The sequence below is a fragment of the Mitsuokella jalaludinii genome, from assembly GCF_928722185.1.
GTDB lineage: Bacteria > Bacillota > Negativicutes > Selenomonadales > Selenomonadaceae > Mitsuokella > Mitsuokella jalaludinii.
This window is the reverse complement of record NZ_CAKMXA010000001.1, coordinates 995,224-1,011,530: the sequence shown is the minus strand read 5'-3', so window position 1 is coordinate 1,011,530 and position 16,307 is coordinate 995,224. Positions and strand designations below refer to the sequence as shown.

Sequence of the window (16,307 nt, the reverse complement as noted above, 5' to 3'; positions counted from 1 at the left end):
GGAAGGGGCTTTCAGAATTGAAGACGACGATTATCGGCATTGCGGGCGGCACGGGCTCGGGCAAGTCCACATTCACGAACCGGCTCAAGGCGCATTTCGGGGACCGCGTCACGGTCATCTATCACGATGATTACTACAGGGCACATGACGAGATTCCGTTTGAGCAGCGCCAGTACATCAACTACGACCATCCGGACTCTTTGGAGACGGACCTGCTCGTCGCGCATCTCAAGGCGCTGCGTGAGGGAAAGAGCATCGAGTGTCCCGTCTACGACTTTACGCGCCACACGCGCTCTAAGGAGACGAAGGTCATCGAGCCGAGCCAGGTCATCATCGTCGAGGGCATCCTGATCTTCCAGGATGAGCGCCTGCGCAATCTCTTCGACATCAAGATCTTCGTCGAGGCCGATGCCGATGAGCGCATCCTGCGCCGCGTGCTGCGCGATATGAACGAGCGCGGCCGTGACCTCGAGAACATCATCAGCCAGTACTTGACGACGGTCAAGCCGATGCACTATCTCTACGTCGAGCCGACGAAGAATCTCGCCGACATCGTCATCAACAGCGGCCTCAACGATGTGGCCTTCGACATCATGAAGACGAAGATACAGGACATCCTCGAGAACGGGGAGTCCTAATACAAGAAAAGCAGCCTGCCCGCGAGGGAGGCTGCTTTTTGCATCAAAAAACCCGCTCGAAAGAGCGGGCATGATTTCAAGTGGTGCGCTCGGGCAGAGTCGAACTGCCGCTTTCGGCTCCGGAGGCCAACGTCCTATCCACTGGACTACGAGCGCATGTTGTTCACTGGGAACAAAAGATAGTATAGCATGAAACGCACGGGCTTGTCAATTTTGTCTGCTGTGCGTCAGGGATCGGTGCGCATGCCGTGGTTCTTGGCGCGGCTCACTTCGATGAGGTCACAGACGCGGTCTGTCAGCACAGAGAGCACGAGGTAGAGGAGCACGCAGACGGCGAAGATGGCGAACGGTATGGCAGCCACCATGATGACGACCTCCAGGATGTGATAATCCACGCGCAGGCGGATGTACTCGCAAAGGAATGCGACGAGAGTGATGAGCATGTAGCCTTTTGCCCAGTCCATAAGATCTCCTTTCTGCCGGCTCCATAGACGCCGACCCAAATGAAATGGCGAATTGATGTTCAATTTGAGAATGGTTCCATTATAGCACGGAGCAGGCCAATATCAAGGAGGATTTGGTGCATCTTACAGCAATGCGATGAAGAAAATTCAAGCAAGAAAAAACGCCCCGTCAGTACGAGAAATACGGACGGAGCGCGGTGCAGCGGATTACCGCTTGTGGTTCTTGAGGAAGTTCTCGATGCGCGCGAGCGCCTCGGAGATCTTGTCGATGGATGTCGCGTACGAGCAGCGTACATGGCCCTCGCCGCAGGCACCGAAGGCGGAGCCCGGGATTAGGGCGACGTGCTCGGCCTTGAGGAGTTCTTCGGCGAACTCGTCGGAGGTGTAGCCCGTGCTCGTGATGTCCGGGAAAATGTAGAAGGCGCCCTTCGGCTCGAAGCACGGCAGGCCCATCTTCGTGAAGCCGTCGTAGATCAGGTGGCGGCGGCGGTCGTACTCAGCGACCATCTTCTTCATGTACTTCTCGCCGTGGCGCAGCGCCTCGATGGCCGCAATCTGGGCTGTGATCGGCGCGCAGAGCATCGTGTACTGGTGAATCTTCGTCATGGCGCTGATGAAGGCCTTGTTGCCGAGCGCATAGCCGATGCGCCAGCCCGTCATCGCGTAGGCCTTCGAGAAGCCGTTGAGGAGGATCGTGCGCTCCTGCATGCCGGGCAGGGAGGAGAAGCAGACGTGCTTCTCGCCGCCGTACGTCAGGTCGCCGTAAATCTCGTCGGAGATGACGATGAGGTCGTGCTTCTCGGCAAAGGCCGCGATGGCCAGGAGATCCTTGCGCGTCATGATGGCGCCCGTCGGGTTGTTCGGATAGCCGATGAGCAGCGCCTTCGTCCTGGGGGTCACGTGCTCTTCGAGCTCGTCCGGCGTGATGCGGAACTCGTTCTCGATCTTGGCCGGCACGGCGACGGGCTTGCCGCCCGCGAGGATCGTGCAGGCCTGGTAGGAGACGTAGCACGGCTCAGGGATCAGGACCTCGTCGCCTGGCGCGAGGATGGCGCGCATGACGAGGTCGAGCGCTTCGCTGACACCGACCGTCACGAGGATGTCGGTGTCGGCATCGTATGAGCAGCCGTACTCGTCGGCGTAGTGGCGGGCAATCTCCTCGCGCAGCTCGGGCAGGCCGCGGTTTGCCGTATACGAGGTGTATCCCTGCTCGAGGCCGTAGACGCAGCTCTCGCGGATGGACCAGGGCGTGACGAAGTCTGGCTCGCCGACGCCGAGTGAGATGACGTCTTCCATCTGCGCGGCGATGTCGAAGAACTTGCGGATGCCCGACGGGGCGATGGCATTGACGCGCGGCGAGAGGCGCTCCTGCCAGTCGTTTCTCTTCTCGATCATGGTGTCACCACCAGTCTGCGGTCGCGCTCTTCGTCGTTGATGATGACGCCGTCCTTCTTGTAGGGCTTGAGCATGAAGTGGCTGCGCGTCTGCGTGACGCCCTCAATGGTGGCGAGGCGCGTCGCGACGAAGTTGGCGACATCCTTGAGGGATTTGCCCTCGATGATGACGAGCAGGTCGAAGCTGCCGCTCATGAGGTAGACGGTGCGGACCTCATCGAAGCGGTAGATGCGTTCTGCAATGGCGTCGAAGCCGACCTCGCGCTGCGGCGTCAGGTTGATCTCGATGACGGCCGTCACAGTGTCCGTGCCGAACTTCTCCCAGTTGATCAGCGTGTTGTAGGACAGGATGATCTTGTCCTTCTCCAGCTTCTTGATATCCTGCTCGACTTCGTACTCGCTGCGGTGCAGCATCGAGGCCAGCTCGTTGACAGGACGGCGCGCGTCGTGCTCGAGGAGCTCCAGCAATTCTTTCATGTAAAATCCCCCTTGCTATCTGGAACCTGAGTGAAACATCGTGTGAAATCAATTCGTAGAAATCAGAATAATTATATCATATCTGTACCATGAGGGAAAGCAAGAATGAATCATGAGACAATCCCTTCCACTCGATGGAGACAAATGGAGAATGGCATGCGGTCAAGCGTCTCTTTGCGAAAAGATTAGGAAGCCTTCTTGCAATGGCCGTTCACTTTCGGTACAATAAACCGTAGAAGGGGTCCCATCCGCGAGGTGGCGATCCTTGGACGAAGTGTTCCCGATCTGTTTTGCGTTTGGAGGAAAAAGCACTCATGACGGTAAGAAGAATTTTCGTAGAAAAAAGACAGGGATTCGACATCCCGGCTCAGCAGCTCTGCGACGATCTGAAGGAGACGTTCCATCTCGATGGCCTCGAGGCGGTCCGCATCATCAACCGCTACGACATCGAGGGCCTCAGCGATGAGGAGTACGAGAAGGTCAAGTTTGTCGTCTTTGCGGAAGCACCTGTTGACAAAGTCTATGAAGAGACGCTGCCAGCATTCAAGGATTCCCGCATGTTTGCCGTCGAGTACCTGCCGGGCCAGTACGACCAGACGGCGGATTCTGCAGCGCAGTGCGTTCAGCTCGTCACGCAGAAGGAGCGTCCGCAGATCGCTACGGCACGCGTCATCGTGCTGACGGGAACAGTCGATGACAAGGCGCTGCAGGAGATCAAGGATTACTGCATTAATGCCGTCGAGAGCCGCGAGGCGTCGCTCGAAAAGCCGGAGTCGCTCGACATGGTCACGGAAGAGCCGGCCGATGTCGAGGTGCTGACTTCGTTCAACGCGATGAGCGAAGACGAGCTCCATGCGTTCATGGATGCGCGCGGCTTTGCCATGAGCTTTGAGGACCTCAAGTTCTGCCAGGAGTACTTCCGCGACACGGAACACCGCGCGCCGACGATCACGGAGCTGCGCGTCATCGACACCTACTGGTCGGATCACTGCCGCCACACGACGTTCACGACGGCCATCGACGATATCACGATCGAGGACGGCTACTTCTCTCCGGCACTGACGGCAGCTTACCGCAAGTACAAGGAAGACAGAGACACGCTCTACGGCGAGGATACAGACCGCGCGGTCACGCTCATGGACATCGCCGTCATCGGCGCCAAGGCGCTGCGCAAGGAAGGCCTGCTCGATGACCTCGACAAGTCCGAGGAAATCAATGCCTGCAGCATCGTCGTCAAGGCCGACATCGGCGGCAAGCAGGAAGACTGGCTCGTCATGTTCAAGAACGAGACGCACAACCATCCGACGGAGATCGAGCCGTTCGGCGGCGCGGCGACGTGCCTCGGCGGCGCTATCCGCGATCCGCTCTCGGGCCGTTCGTACGTCTATCAGGCCATGCGCGTGACGGGTGCTGCCGACCCGCGCCGCCCGTTCAGCGAGACGCTGCCGGGCAAGCTGCCGCAGAAGAAGATCACGCTCGGCGCTGCTGCCGGCTACAGCTCCTACGGCAACCAGATCGGCCTCGCCACGGGCCAGGTCCGCGAGGTCTACCATGAGGGCTACATGGCGAAGCGCATGGAGATCGGTGCGGTCATCGCAGCGGCGCCGAAGGAGAATGTCGTGCGCGAGCGCCCGGCAGCCGGCGATATCATCGTGCTCGTCGGCGGCCGCACGGGCCGTGACGGCTGCGGCGGTGCAACGGGTTCGTCGAAGGAGCACACGGAAGAATCGCTGACGACGTGCGGCGCAGAGGTCCAGAAGGGCAATCCGCCGACGGAGCGCAAGATCCAGCGCCTGTTCCGCAACCCGAAGGTCTCCCGCATGATCAAGCGCTGCAATGACTTCGGTGCGGGCGGCGTCGCTGTCGCCATCGGCGAGCTCGCCGACGGCCTCGTCATCGACCTCGATGCCGTCAAGAAAAAGTACAAGGGCCTCGACGGCACGGAGCTTGCTATCTCTGAATCGCAGGAGCGCATGGCCGTCGTGCTCGACCCGAAGGATGTCGAGGCCTTCCAGAAGTTCTCGGATGATGAGAACCTCGAGGCAACGCCTGTTGCCGTCGTCACGGAGCAGCCTCGCCTCATCATGAAGTGGCGCGGCAACGAGATCGTCCAGATGAACCGCGCCTTCCTCGACACGAACGGCGTGCGCCAGCATGTCACGGCCGTCATCGCACAGCCGGACACGGCAAAGCGCTACCTCGCCGAAGTCCCGGCAGCCGTCAAGGCCTGCGGCTCTGACGCGAAGGCCGCGTGGCTTACAAACCTCCAGGACCTCAACGTCTGCAGCCAGAAGGGCCTCGCTGAGCGTTTCGACTCGACGATCGGCGGCAACACGGTCCTCATGCCGTTCGGCGGCAAGACACAGCTGACGCCGGCTGAGGGCATGGTCGCCAAATTGCCGGTGCTCGGCGCAGAGACGACGACGGCGACGGCCATGACGTTCGGCCTCAACCCGGCCTTCACGGAGTGGAGCCCGTTCCACGGCGCCCTCTACTCGGTTGTCGAAGCAGCGGCCAAGATGGTCGCGCTCGGCGGTGACGCCGCGAAGATCCGCCTGACGTTCCAGGAGTACTTCGAGAGTCTCGGCAAGGACCCGGCGAAGTGGGGCAATCCGTTCGCAGCCCTCATCGGCGCTCTCTGGGCACAGCATGAGCTCGGCATCGCGGCCATCGGCGGCAAGGACTCCATGTCCGGCACGTTCGAGCACATCCACGTGCCGCCGACGCTCGCAGCTTTCGCTGTCGACGTCATGAAGGCCGACCGTGCTGTCTCGCCGGAGTTCAAGCAGGCGGGCAGCCGCGTCTACGTCGTGCCGGCCGAGAAGGACGAGCAGGACCTGCCGGTCTTCCCGAAACTGCGCGCAAACTTCGAGAAGATCCGCCAGCTCACGGCAGCGGGCAAGGTGCGCGCTGCGCAGAGCATCGGCGTCGGTGGCATTGCCGCAGCCGTCACAAAGATGGCACTCGGCAACCGCATCGGCTTTGCGTTCGCGAAGGAGATGACGGAAGAGCAGCTCTACTGCGCCGACTATGGCACGATCGTCCTCGAGCTTGCGGACGATGTCGATGTCTCGGCAGCGCTTGCCGAGACGGGCGCCTATGAGCTCGGCCAGACGACGGCAGAGCAGGAAATCCGCGTGAACGGCATCGCCGTCAGCATCAAAGAGGCAGAGAAGGCCTACACGACGCCGCTCGAGAAGATCTTCCCGACGCAGACGAAGAAGGTCAAGGGCGAGGTATCGTATGCCCCGTACACGAAGGGCAACGGCATCACCGCTGCGACAAAGATCGCTCGCCCGCATGTCATCATCCCGGTATTCCCCGGCACGAACTGCGAGTACGATTCGGCCCGTGCCTGGGAGCGCGCCGGCGCTACGGCCGAGACGATCGTCGTGCGCAACCTGACGCCGACGGCTGTCGAGGAGACGGTCGAGGCGCTCGTCAATGGCATCAAGCGCTCGCAGATCATCATGCTGCCGGGCGGCTTCTCCGGCGGCGATGAGCCGGACGGCTCGGGCAAGTTCATCGCGGCGATGTTCCGCAACCCGCGCATCAAGGAAGAGGTCATGGCACTCCTTCAGAAGCGCGACGGCCTGATGCTCGGCATCTGCAACGGCTTCCAGGCGCTCATCAAGCTCGGCCTCGTGCCGTACGGCGAGATCCGCGATCTCTCCGAGAACTCCCCGACGCTGACGCACAACACGATCGGCCGCCATGCTTCCTGCATGGTCGACACGCGCGTCATCTCGAACCTCTCGCCGTGGTTCAACAACGTCAAGGTCGGCGACGTCCACACGATCGCCATCTCGCACGGCGAGGGCCGCTTCGTGGCTGACGCCGAGACGGTCAAGAGACTTCAGGAAAACGGCCAGATCGCGACGCAGTACGTCGATGCAGCCGGCAATCCGTCGCTCGACATCCCGTTCAACCCGAACGGTTCTGTCGATGCCATCGAAGGCATCACGAGCCCGGACGGCCGCGTGCTCGGCAAGATGGGCCATTCGGAGCGCATTGGCGAAGATGTCGCCAAGAACGTCCCGGGCAGCAAGGATCAGCAGCTCTTCGAGGCTGGTGTCCGCTACTACAAATGAGTAGACGCTGCGCCGTCGGCGTGATACAATAAAGAATAATTGACAAATGCGGTCAGTGCCTACTGGCCGCATTCTTACTATCAGGGGGGCATCACTTTGGTTGGTATCGTAATCGTTTCACACAGCCAGAAATTGGCGGAGGGCGTCAAGGAGCTGGCGGAGATGATGGCAAACAACGTGCACATCGAGGCGGCGGGCGGCCTCGATGAAGGACTGCTCGGCACGAGCTACGAGCGCGTCAAGGTCGCCATCGAGGATGTCTGCGGCACGGATGGTGCCGTCGTGCTCATGGACATGGGCTCGGCCGTCATGACGGCCGAGCTCGCGGTCGAGGAGTGCCGCGACGAGGCCGTGCGCCTCGTAGACTGCCCAATCGCCGAGGGCGCCGTGCTCGCGGCTCTCGCTGCGGCGAGCGGGGCAGGCCTTGACGAAGTTGTGCGCAGGGCGGAATCATCTCGCCATATGGAAAAGATCGTCAGGCCGTGAGTCAGTCACAAACTCGATTTGACAAAGTTGATATAATGTATAGCTGTAAGAGTATACGTAACAGATGCCGCGCGCGCTCGGCATCCGTTTCGTTTGGGACCCATCGGCGCGCATCGGGAGGATGAGAATCATCGATTTCCAGGATTTGACGAAAGAAGACAAGCCGGTGCTGGACCGTCATTTTTCCAGCGGCTATTACGAGAATTCCCACTTCAATTTCACGAACTTCTTCATGTGGCGCGAGCCGTACCATGTCAGATGGGCAGAGGATGGCGATGTGCTCTACATGACGTGCGAGTGGGAAGGCGAGCTCATGGCCATCCAGCCGTTCTGTGCAGAGGAGAAGTGGCCTGAGGCGACGGCGAAGATTCTCTCTTATTTTGAAGAACAGGGCCGCCCCGTGCTCTTCACGGGCATCGAGAAGGCCTACGCAGAGTTCCTCGAGCAGTACGACGGTGCCTCTTTTGAGATCGAGGATGACCGCGACAACTGGGATTACGTCTACGAGGCAGAGAAACTCATCAGTCTCTCGGGCCGCAAGCTCCACTCCAAGAAGAACCATCTCAACGCCTTCCGCAAGATGTACCCGCAGGCTGAGTACCTGCCCATCACGGAGGACATCATCACGGCCTGCAAGATCGAGCTCAACAACTGGTACAAGCTGCGCATCCAGGATGAGCCGGACGACCCCTTCATCGGCTGGGAGCGCAAGGCTATCCTCGAAATCTTCAACGACTTCGACTACTTCAAGCTCAAGGGCGGCGCCATCCGCCTCGATGACCGCATCATCGCCTTCACGTTCGGCGAGGCGCTCAATGCCGATACGGCCGTCATCCATGTCGAGAAGGCGGACCCGAATATCCGCGGCGCGTACCCGGCCATCAACCAGGGCTTCGTCGAGCACGCCTGGAGCGCGATGACCTACATCAACCGCGAGGAGGACATGGGCCATGAGGGACTGCGCAAGGCGAAGGAATCGTACAAGCCATTCAAGATGATCGAGAAATTCAACGCACGCCGCAAGTGATCCGCCTTGCAACATGCGTTTGGATTCGCTACAATAAAGGTGTAAGTCTGTAAAAGATCGATTCATCAGGGGAGGTATTTTTATGGCAAAGCGTTTTTTCGTATGTGAGAAATGTGGGAACATCGTCGGGCTCATCAAGGACGCTGGCGGCCCGCTGAGCTGCTGCGGCCAGCCGATGAAGGAACTCATCCCCAATACGGTCGATGCGGCTGCTGAGAAGCACGTGCCGGTCATCACGCTGGACCGCGAGGGCGGTGAGGTCACGGTACAGGTCGGCACGGTCGCACATCCGATGCTGCCGGAGCACTTCATCGAGTGGATCCACCTCGAGACGGAGAACGGCGCACAGATCAAGCACCTCAAACCGGGTGAGACGCCGGAGGCAGTATTCATGCTGGCCGGCGGCGAAAAGCCGGTCGCGGCGTTTGCTTACTGCAACCTCCACGGCCTCTGGAAGGCAGAGTTCCACGAGGACTGAGAACGGAGGTCTGAAGACGGAAGGCACGAAAAAAGAGGAAGGACGTGAGGGTCCTTCCTCTTTTCTATGTCCTGCGTTCCTGCGTCAGCGTGCGCCGCATGTTCCTGTGACAGCATGGCAGTCTTCCTCGCGGTTCGTCAGGCCGAGCTTCGCGATCATGGCCATGTCTTCCTTGATCGTCGTGCCGGAGGTCGTGAGCATGTTGCCCGTGATTGAAGCCGAGGCACCGGCGCAAAAGGCGGTGGCGCCGTTTTTCGGCAGCAGCTTGCGCCCGGCGGCCAGGCGGATGTTGGCTGCTGGATTGATGTAGCGGAAGAAGGCGATCGTGCGCAGGATGTCATCTGCCGGCAACTGCGCGCGGCCTTCCATGCCCGTGCCGGGAATCGGCATCAAGGCGTTGATGGGGATGGACTCGATGCCGAGCTCCGCCAGGGAGAGAGCCATGTCGAGGCGGTCCTCCCATGTCTCGCCCATGCCGATGATGCCGCCGGAGCAGACGCAGAAGCCCTCTTCCTGCGCCATCTTGATGGTCCGGATGCGGTCGTCGTACGTGTGCGTTGTGCAGATCTGTGGGAAGAAGCGGTGGCTCGTCTCGATGTTGTGGTGGTAGCTCGTGACGCCAGCCTCGCGCAGGCGTCTTAGCTGGGCGCGCGTCAGCAGGCCGTGCGATGCGCAGAGGTCGATGTGGAGTGTATCGCGCATGGCCTCATACGTCTCGATGGCCCGGTCGAAGTCGCGTCCTGAGAGCGCCCGGCCGGAGGTCACGATGGCAAAGCGGTTGGCGCCGGCTTCCTCGTTCGCACGCGCGTGGGCGATGATCGTCTCCTTGGGCAGGAAGGCGTATTCTTCGATGCCCGTGTGATGGCAGGCCGCCTGTGCACAGTACTTGCAGTTCTCTCCACAGCGGCCGCTGCGCCCGTTGATGATCGTGCAGAAGTCGATGTGATTGCCGCAGAAGTGATCCTGCAGCAGGCGGGCGCCTTCCTGCAGTTCCGGGAGCGGTGCGGTGAGGAAGATCGAGAGATCGTCTCCACGCTTGATGCGGCGGCCGGCGATAATGCTTTTGGCGAGTTTCAGGCAATTGGATTCGGACATGATAAGACCTCGATTCATATGTGCGTCGTGGTGTGGGATTATGGTCAACATTATAGGATAATATCGGTTAACCGTCAACCTTTAGGATAAGAGTGCTTGACAAAAAGCGGTATTTCATTGACAAATCGGGCAGGTGTTGTAAAATGAAGCTATATTGGAAGTTTTATCTCTATATAGTGGAAAGAAGCAGGTGAAGTATTTCTTTGCAGCAGGCATTGGAAAGACAGATTGTCTTTGAAGACCATAAAGAAGCATACGCACTTCTCGGGGACCGGGATGAGTTTTTGCAGGTGTTCCGCGAGAATTTTGACTGCCAGTTCATCAGCCGCGGCGAGCAGCTCGAGATCCTCGGCGAAGCCGCTGAGGTGAAGATGGCAGCAACGCTCGTCGAAGAGCTCCAGTATCTCTACCGTCAGGGCACGACGATCACGATGCATGAGGTCCGCTACGGCATCGGTCTCGTGCGCGGCGGCAAGGGCGAGGCACTGCACACGCTCTTCGGCGACACGATCCTCGTGACCGCGCGCGGCCGCCACGTACGCCCGAAGACGCTCGGCCAGCGCCTCTATCTCGACACGATCCGCCACAATTCCATCACGTTCGGCATCGGGCCGGCCGGCACGGGCAAGACATACTTGGCTGTCGTCATGGCTGTCGCGGCCCTGCGCAACAAGGAGGTGCGGCGCATCATCCTGACGCGCCCGGCTGTCGAGGCTGGTGAGCGTCTCGGCTTCCTGCCGGGCGACCTGCAGGACAAGGTCGACCCGTACCTGCGCCCGCTCTACGATGCGCTGCAGGACATCCTCGGCCAGGACAGCTACCAGAAGCTCATGGCCAAGGGCATCATCGAAATTGCGCCGCTCGCCTACATGCGCGGCCGCACGCTCGAAGACGCCTTCGTCATTCTCGACGAGGCACAGAACACGACGGACAAGCAGATGAAGATGTTCCTGACGCGCCTCGGCTTCGGCTCGCGCATGGTCGTCACGGGCGACCTCGGCCAGGTCGACCTGCCGCGCGGCGTCGCGTCGGGCCTGCGCGAGGCGAGCCAGGTCTTGAAGGACGTCAAGGGCATCGGCATCGTGCGCATGGCGCCTGTCGATGTCATCCGCCACGATGTCGTCACGCGCATCGTCGAGGCGTACGGTGCCTGGGAAGAGAAAAAGAAGAAAGAGAAGGAGCAGCGAGATAAGCAGCGGGAGGTGCGCGCGAAGTGAATGTCATCATCAGCAATTATCCAGAGGATCTCGAAGTGCCGCAGGAATACGTCGAGAATGTGACGGCGGCGGCCCAGAAGGTCGGCGAGCTCTACGGCGTCGAGAACGGCGAGGTCAGCATCACGCTGACGAACAACGATTACATCCACGAGCTCAACCGTCAGTACCGCGGCATCGACCGTCCGACGGATGTCCTCTCGTTTGCGCTCAATGAGAGCGAGGAGCCGGAAGTCACGGGCGGCGCCGACCTCAATGTGCTCGGCGACCTCGTCATCTCGGTGGAGCGCGCCGAGGAGCAGGCCAAGGACTTCGGTCACAGCGTCAAGCGCGAGATGGCCTTCCTGACGGTGCACGGCATGCTGCATCTCCTGGGCTACGACCACATGGAAGAGGAGGAGCGCCTCGAGATGGAGCGGGAGCAGCGCTTCGTCATGGAGAAGCTCGGCATCCCGCGCGAATGACGCGGTAAGCATTGCATAAAGACCAATCGAATAGAAAGAAGTGAAGGTATGGAACAGAACGCAAAACATAGATCGGGCTTCATCGCCGTCATCGGCCGCCCGAACGTCGGCAAGTCGACGCTCATCAACACGCTGATCGGCCAGAAGATCGCCATCATGAGCGACAAGCCGCAGACGACGCAGAACCGCATCCTCTGCATTCTGACGGAACCCGATGCCCAGATTGTCTTCCTCGACACGCCGGGCATCCACAAGCCGAAGCACAAGCTCGGCGAGTACATGGTCAAGGCAGCCGAGGGCACACTCAAGGAAGTCGACGCCATTCTCTTCGTCGTCGATGCGACGGAGAAGATGGGCCCGGGCGAGTACTACATCCTCGAGCGCCTGCAGGCGACGCGCAAGCCCGTCATCCTCGTCGTCAACAAGCTCGACCTCATCGAGAAGGAGCAGGTCCTGCCGATCATCTCGCGCTATGCCGACAAGTACCCGTTCGTCGGTGTCGTGCCGATCTCGGCCAAGGCGGAGACGAATCTCGACTCCCTGCTGACGGAGGTCAAGAAGTACCTGCCGGAGGGCCCGCAGTACTATCCGGAGGACATGGTCACGGACCAGCCGGAGCGCCTCATCGTCGCCGAGCTCATCCGCGAGAAGGTCCTGCAGCTCACGCGTGACGAGGTGCCGCATGCGGTGGCCGTCGAGACGGATGAGATGACGACGCGGCCGAATGGCGATGTCTACATCCGCGCGACGATCTACGTCGAGCGCGATTCGCAGAAGGGCATCATCATCGGTGCCAAGGGCGCAATGCTCAAGGAGATCGGCGCTCTGGCGCGCAAGGACATCGAGGCGCTGCTCGGCTCGCGCGTCTTCCTCGACCTCTGGGTCAAGGTCAAGAAGGACTGGCGCAACCGCGAAGGCGTGCTCCACAACTTCGGCTTCGGGGTGGAATCGTAATGGCAAAAGAGCGCAAGAGCTGTCTGTCGAAGCGCGTCTCGCGCCGCTTCGTCAACGGCCTTATACTGCTCGTGCCGGTCGTCATCACGCTGCTCGTCGTCAGCGAGGTCCTGCACTTCACGGAGGGCGTGCTCGGCAAGCACCTGCCGTTCTACTTCCCGGGGCTCGGCATCATCACAGTGGTGCTCGTCATCTACTTCGTCGGCTGGATCTCGTCGTACTGGATCATGCGCCGCCTGATCCACTACGGCGAAGCGCTGCTCGGCAAGATCCCTGTCGTCAAGTTCATCTACAACAGTGTCAAGCACCTCTCGACGGCCGTCTTTGAGTCGAACAACATGTTCGACCACGTCGTGCTCGTGCCGTTCCACCAGTCGAAGGCGCTCGGCTTCATCATGGCCGATGTGCCGCAGATGCTCAAGGAGAAGCTCGGCGATGATTACGTCTGCGTCTTCGTGCCCTGGAGCCTCAACATGACGTCGGGTACAAACCTCTTCGTGCGCAAGCAAGATGTCATCTACCTCGACATCAGCAGCGAGTCGGCCCTGCAGTACATGCTGACAGCCGGCGCTGTCATGCCGCGGCGCTTGGAAAGCGACGCAGAGATGCAGCCGGATGTGTCGGCAGAGGCGGCAGCCGAGCTCGCCAAAAAGAAGAAGGGCTGACATGGCAATCTATCAGACAGAAGCCGTCGTGCTCGGCTCGAAGAACTGGGGCGATGCCGACAAGATGATGACCTTCTTCACGAAGGAGCGCGGCCTCGTGCGCGCGGCTGCCTTTGGCTGCCGCAGGCCGAGGAGCCCCTTGGCGGGCGGCATGCAGATGTTCTCGCACCTCGATTTGCAGCTCTCGGAGGGCAGGCGCGTCGACACGGTGCGCCAGTGCCTGCTGCGCCGCCATTACAGGAAGCTCAGCGAAGACCTCATGGTGATGGCCTACGGCAGCTTCGTCGCGGAGTTCCTGCGCGAGTTCCTGCCGGAGGGTCAGCCGGAGCCGCAGATGTTCTCGGCACTGCTCGACATCCTCGCGGCCTTTGAGCAGCGCAACCCGCGCATAACGGCCGTAGCGGCTGTCTACCAGCTCATGGAGTTCACGGGCCTCCAGCTGCGCTATGGGAACTGCGTCCACTGCGGCAGGAAGATCGAGGGAGATGCTGCCTTCTCCATGCGCGAGGGCGGCGTGCTCTGCCAGGACTGTGCGACGCCTGACGCGAAGCCCTTTCCCGATGAACTGCGCCGCTTCATCATCGGACTGCGCGACTTCGACTGGCAGGGCGGGGAGTTGCGCCTCTCATCGTCCCTGCTCGTTGCAGCGGAAGAGGTCCTGCTCACTTACCTGCAGGACCTCTTAGGCCGGCCACTGAAGTCGCTGGCCTTCATCCAGCAGCTCAGCATGACAGGATGAGACAACAAAAAAACGCTCACATCTCTTGGATGTGAGCGTTTTTTTATGCCGTATGATGGCCGCTCAGCCGAGCGTCTTGCCGGAAAGCGCTGTCTCCATGAAGGTCTGCTGGGCGCCGATCGGCGTCATGCCCTGGCGGCACGAGGCGCGGACGTACGAGCCGTCGGAGCGCATGAGGTAAGCCTTCGTGTTGTCCTTAAGGTATGTCTGCAGGATGGCGTGCAGGCGGTTCTTGTGGTCCTGCTCGCGGATCGGGATCATGAGCTCGACGCGGTTGTTGAGGTTGCGCGGCATCCAGTCGGCTGACGAGATGAAGACATCTTCGCGTCCGCCGTTGTAGCAGTAGAGGATGCGGCTGTGCTCGAGGAAGCGGCCGACGATGCTGCGCACGTGGATGTTCTCGCTGACCTCCGGCAGGCCCGGGCGCAGGACACAGATGCCGCGGACGATGAGGTCGATCTTGACGCCGGCGGCCGATGCCTCGTAGAGCTTGGCGATGATCAGGCGGTCTAGGAGAGAGTTCATCTTGGCGGCGATGTAGGCGCGCTCGCCGCGCTTGGCGTGCTCGATCTCCTGGTCGATCTCTGCCATGATCGTCTCGCGCAGGTTGAGCGGTGCGACGATGAGCTTGTTCCAGGCCGGCGGGTCAGAGAAGCCGGAGAGGAAGTTGAAGAAGCGGGAACCGTCGGCACCGATCTCGTTGTCGGCCGTCATCAGGCCGATATCCGTGTAGATCTTGGCTGTCGAACCGTTGTAGTTGCCCGTCGCGAGATGGCAGTAGCGGCGGATGCCGTCTTCCTCGCGGCGCACGACCATCGTGATCTTGGAGTGCGTCTTGAGGCCGAGGATGCCGTAGATGACGTGGCAGCCGGCTTCCTCGAGGCGGCGCGCCATGATGATGTTGTTCTCCTCGTCGAAGCGCGCCTTGACCTCCATGAGCACCGTGACCTGCTTGCCGTTGCGGGCAGCGTCGGCGAGCGCCGAGATGATTGGCGACTTGCTCGAGACGCGGTAGAGCGTCTGCTTGATGGCGAGTACGGCATCGTCATCGGCGGCCGTGCGGATGAAGTTCTCGACCGTCGCGAACGTCTCGTACGGATGGTGGACGAGCACGTCCTTCTCGCGGATGGCCTTCCAGATGTCCTTCGTCTTGCGCGCGGCAAGCTCGACCGACGGCTGCGGCACGAAGGGCTCGTAGCGCAGCGCATCGTAGCCGCTGAGGTTGGCGAACGACGAGAAGAAGGCGCCGCCGAGCGGCCCGTCAATCGTGTAGATGTCGAGCTCGTCGAGCTCGAGCTCCTTCTGGAGCGTCTTGCGCGTCTCCTTCGAGCACGATTTGGCGATCTCGAGGCGCACGGCCGCGCCCTTGCGCCGCTTCTCGAGGGATTTCTCGACTTCGAGCAGCAGGTCGTCGACGTCCTCGCGGATGTCGAGGTCGGCGTCGCGCGTGATGCGGAACGGCGTCGTCTCGAGGATCTCGTAGCCGGTGAAGAAGCGCTCGGCGAAGTAGCTCAGGATGTCCTCAAGGTAGAGGTAGTGCTGGAGCTCCGGTACCTTGATGAGGCGGCCGAGGACGGATACCGGCACGGGCAGGATGGCGAGGCGGATTTCCTTGTCCTCGGGGCGCTTGAGGTGGACGGCGAGGTTGAGGCTCTTGCTCGTCAGGAAGGGGAAGGGGTGCGACGGGTCGATGCCCATCGGCGTGACGACCGGGAAGATCTCGCGCTCAAAGAATTCCGTCAGCCAGCGGTCCTGCTGTGCATCGAGATCTTCCGGGCGGACGAAGCGGATGCCGTGCTCTTTGAGCTCGGCGAGCGTCGCCTTGAGGCAGCGGTCGATGTCGTGCATCTGCTCGTGGGCGATGCGGCTGACGGCGTCCATCTGGCCCTGCGGCGTCAGGCCGCTGATGTCGTGGTGCTTGACGCCGCTCTCGATGAGGTGCTTGAGTCCGGCGACGCGGATCATGAAGAACTCATCGAGGTTGGAGCAGCTGATGGCGATGAAGCGTAGGCGCTCGAGCAGGGGGTTGTCCTTGCTCGTCGATTCGCGCAGCACGCGCTGGTTGAAGCTCAGCCAGGTGCACTCGCGGTTCAGGTAGTATTGACGGTCATTGAAGTCCAT

The 16,307-nt window shown here is 60.9% G+C and carries 15 protein-coding genes and 1 tRNA gene; 10 read left to right on the top strand and 6 right to left on the bottom strand.

From position 1 onward, the window contains the following. Positions 1 to 17 precede the first annotated feature (17 nt). The gene (gene udk, locus QDI87_RS04780; protein WP_036373614.1) at positions 18 to 638 is read left to right on the top strand and encodes a uridine kinase; all 621 of its coding nucleotides are present in this window, start codon (positions 18 to 20) and stop codon (positions 636 to 638) included. 81 nt (positions 639 to 719) lie between these two features. On the opposite strand, the gene QDI87_RS04775 is transcribed toward udk, so the two are convergent. The 4 genes from QDI87_RS04775 to QDI87_RS04760 all read right to left on the bottom strand — a co-directional run bounded on the left by QDI87_RS04775 (position 720) and on the right by QDI87_RS04760 (position 2,973). Then, positions 720 to 794 (bottom strand) — tRNA-Arg (locus tag QDI87_RS04775). A 71-nt stretch (positions 795 to 865) separates the two neighbouring features. Further along, positions 866 to 1,102 carry a hypothetical protein gene (locus tag QDI87_RS04770; RefSeq protein ID WP_036373611.1) on the bottom strand — a complete coding sequence of 79 codons (237 nt, stop codon included), beginning with the start codon at positions 1,100 to 1,102 and terminating at the stop codon, positions 866 to 868. 207 nt (positions 1,103 to 1,309) lie between these two features. After that, on the bottom strand, positions 1,310 to 2,497 hold the full coding sequence (locus QDI87_RS04765; RefSeq protein WP_036373608.1) for a pyridoxal phosphate-dependent aminotransferase: 1,188 nt from the start codon (positions 2,495 to 2,497) through the stop codon (positions 1,310 to 1,312). Further along, on the bottom strand, positions 2,494 to 2,973 hold the full coding sequence (locus QDI87_RS04760) for an Lrp/AsnC family transcriptional regulator (protein ID WP_036373605.1): 480 nt from the start codon (positions 2,971 to 2,973) through the stop codon (positions 2,494 to 2,496). The genes QDI87_RS04765 and QDI87_RS04760 overlap by 4 nt, the downstream gene beginning before the upstream one ends. A gap of 314 nt (positions 2,974 to 3,287) precedes the next feature. Between QDI87_RS04760 and QDI87_RS04755 the strand changes: the two genes are divergently transcribed. From QDI87_RS04755 to QDI87_RS04740, 4 genes are all read left to right on the top strand, one after another. After that, complete coding sequence (locus QDI87_RS04755) at positions 3,288 to 7,064, top strand: phosphoribosylformylglycinamidine synthase (RefSeq protein WP_036373601.1); 3,777 nt, start codon at positions 3,288 to 3,290, stop codon at positions 7,062 to 7,064. A 96-nt stretch (positions 7,065 to 7,160) separates the two neighbouring features. After that, the gene (gene dhaM, locus QDI87_RS04750) at positions 7,161 to 7,550 is read left to right on the top strand and encodes a dihydroxyacetone kinase phosphoryl donor subunit DhaM (RefSeq protein ID WP_036373598.1); all 390 of its coding nucleotides are present in this window, start codon (positions 7,161 to 7,163) and stop codon (positions 7,548 to 7,550) included. A 121-nt stretch (positions 7,551 to 7,671) separates the two neighbouring features. Beyond that, a complete protein-coding gene (locus QDI87_RS04745; RefSeq protein ID WP_036374413.1) occupies positions 7,672 to 8,577 on the top strand; it encodes a DUF2156 domain-containing protein in 906 nt (301 codons plus the stop codon). 82 nt (positions 8,578 to 8,659) lie between these two features. Then, the gene (locus QDI87_RS04740) at positions 8,660 to 9,055 is read left to right on the top strand and encodes a desulfoferrodoxin family protein (RefSeq protein ID WP_036373597.1); all 396 of its coding nucleotides are present in this window, start codon (positions 8,660 to 8,662) and stop codon (positions 9,053 to 9,055) included. Between the two features lie 84 nt (positions 9,056 to 9,139). On the opposite strand, the gene bioB is transcribed toward QDI87_RS04740, so the two are convergent. Continuing rightward, a complete protein-coding gene (bioB, locus tag QDI87_RS04735; protein ID WP_055160024.1) occupies positions 9,140 to 10,150 on the bottom strand; it encodes a biotin synthase BioB in 1,011 nt (336 codons plus the stop codon). Positions 10,151 to 10,353: 203 nt separating this feature from the next. On the opposite strand from bioB, the gene QDI87_RS04730 reads away from it, so the two are divergent. The 5 genes from QDI87_RS04730 to recO are packed head-to-tail and all read left to right on the top strand — an operon-like array spanning position 10,354 to position 14,186. Then, the gene (locus QDI87_RS04730; protein WP_055160026.1) at positions 10,354 to 11,367 is read left to right on the top strand and encodes a PhoH family protein; all 1,014 of its coding nucleotides are present in this window, start codon (positions 10,354 to 10,356) and stop codon (positions 11,365 to 11,367) included. Next, positions 11,364 to 11,828 carry an rRNA maturation RNase YbeY gene (gene ybeY / locus QDI87_RS04725; RefSeq protein WP_226867685.1) on the top strand — a complete coding sequence of 155 codons (465 nt, stop codon included), beginning with the start codon at positions 11,364 to 11,366 and terminating at the stop codon, positions 11,826 to 11,828. Before QDI87_RS04730 ends, ybeY begins: the two co-directional genes overlap by 4 nt. Positions 11,829 to 11,876: 48 nt before the next feature. After that, positions 11,877 to 12,782 (top strand): GTPase Era, encoded by a 906-nt coding sequence (gene era / locus QDI87_RS04720; RefSeq protein ID WP_036373586.1) that lies wholly within the window; start codon positions 11,877 to 11,879, stop codon positions 12,780 to 12,782. Then, entirely contained in the window at positions 12,782 to 13,447 is a 666-nt protein-coding gene (locus QDI87_RS04715) for a DUF502 domain-containing protein (protein ID WP_036373582.1), read from the top strand. Before era ends, QDI87_RS04715 begins: the two co-directional genes overlap by 1 nt. Position 13,448: 1 nt before the next feature. Next, positions 13,449 to 14,186, top strand: coding sequence for a DNA repair protein RecO (gene recO / locus QDI87_RS04710; RefSeq protein WP_278742370.1), 738 nt, complete (start codon positions 13,449 to 13,451; stop codon positions 14,184 to 14,186). A gap of 63 nt (positions 14,187 to 14,249) precedes the next feature. Here recO and ppk1 read toward each other — a convergent pair whose 3' ends face one another. After that, positions 14,250 to 16,307: a polyphosphate kinase 1 gene (ppk1, locus tag QDI87_RS04705; protein WP_036373577.1), complete on the bottom strand. Its 2,058-nt coding sequence runs from the start codon at positions 16,305 to 16,307 to the stop codon at positions 14,250 to 14,252.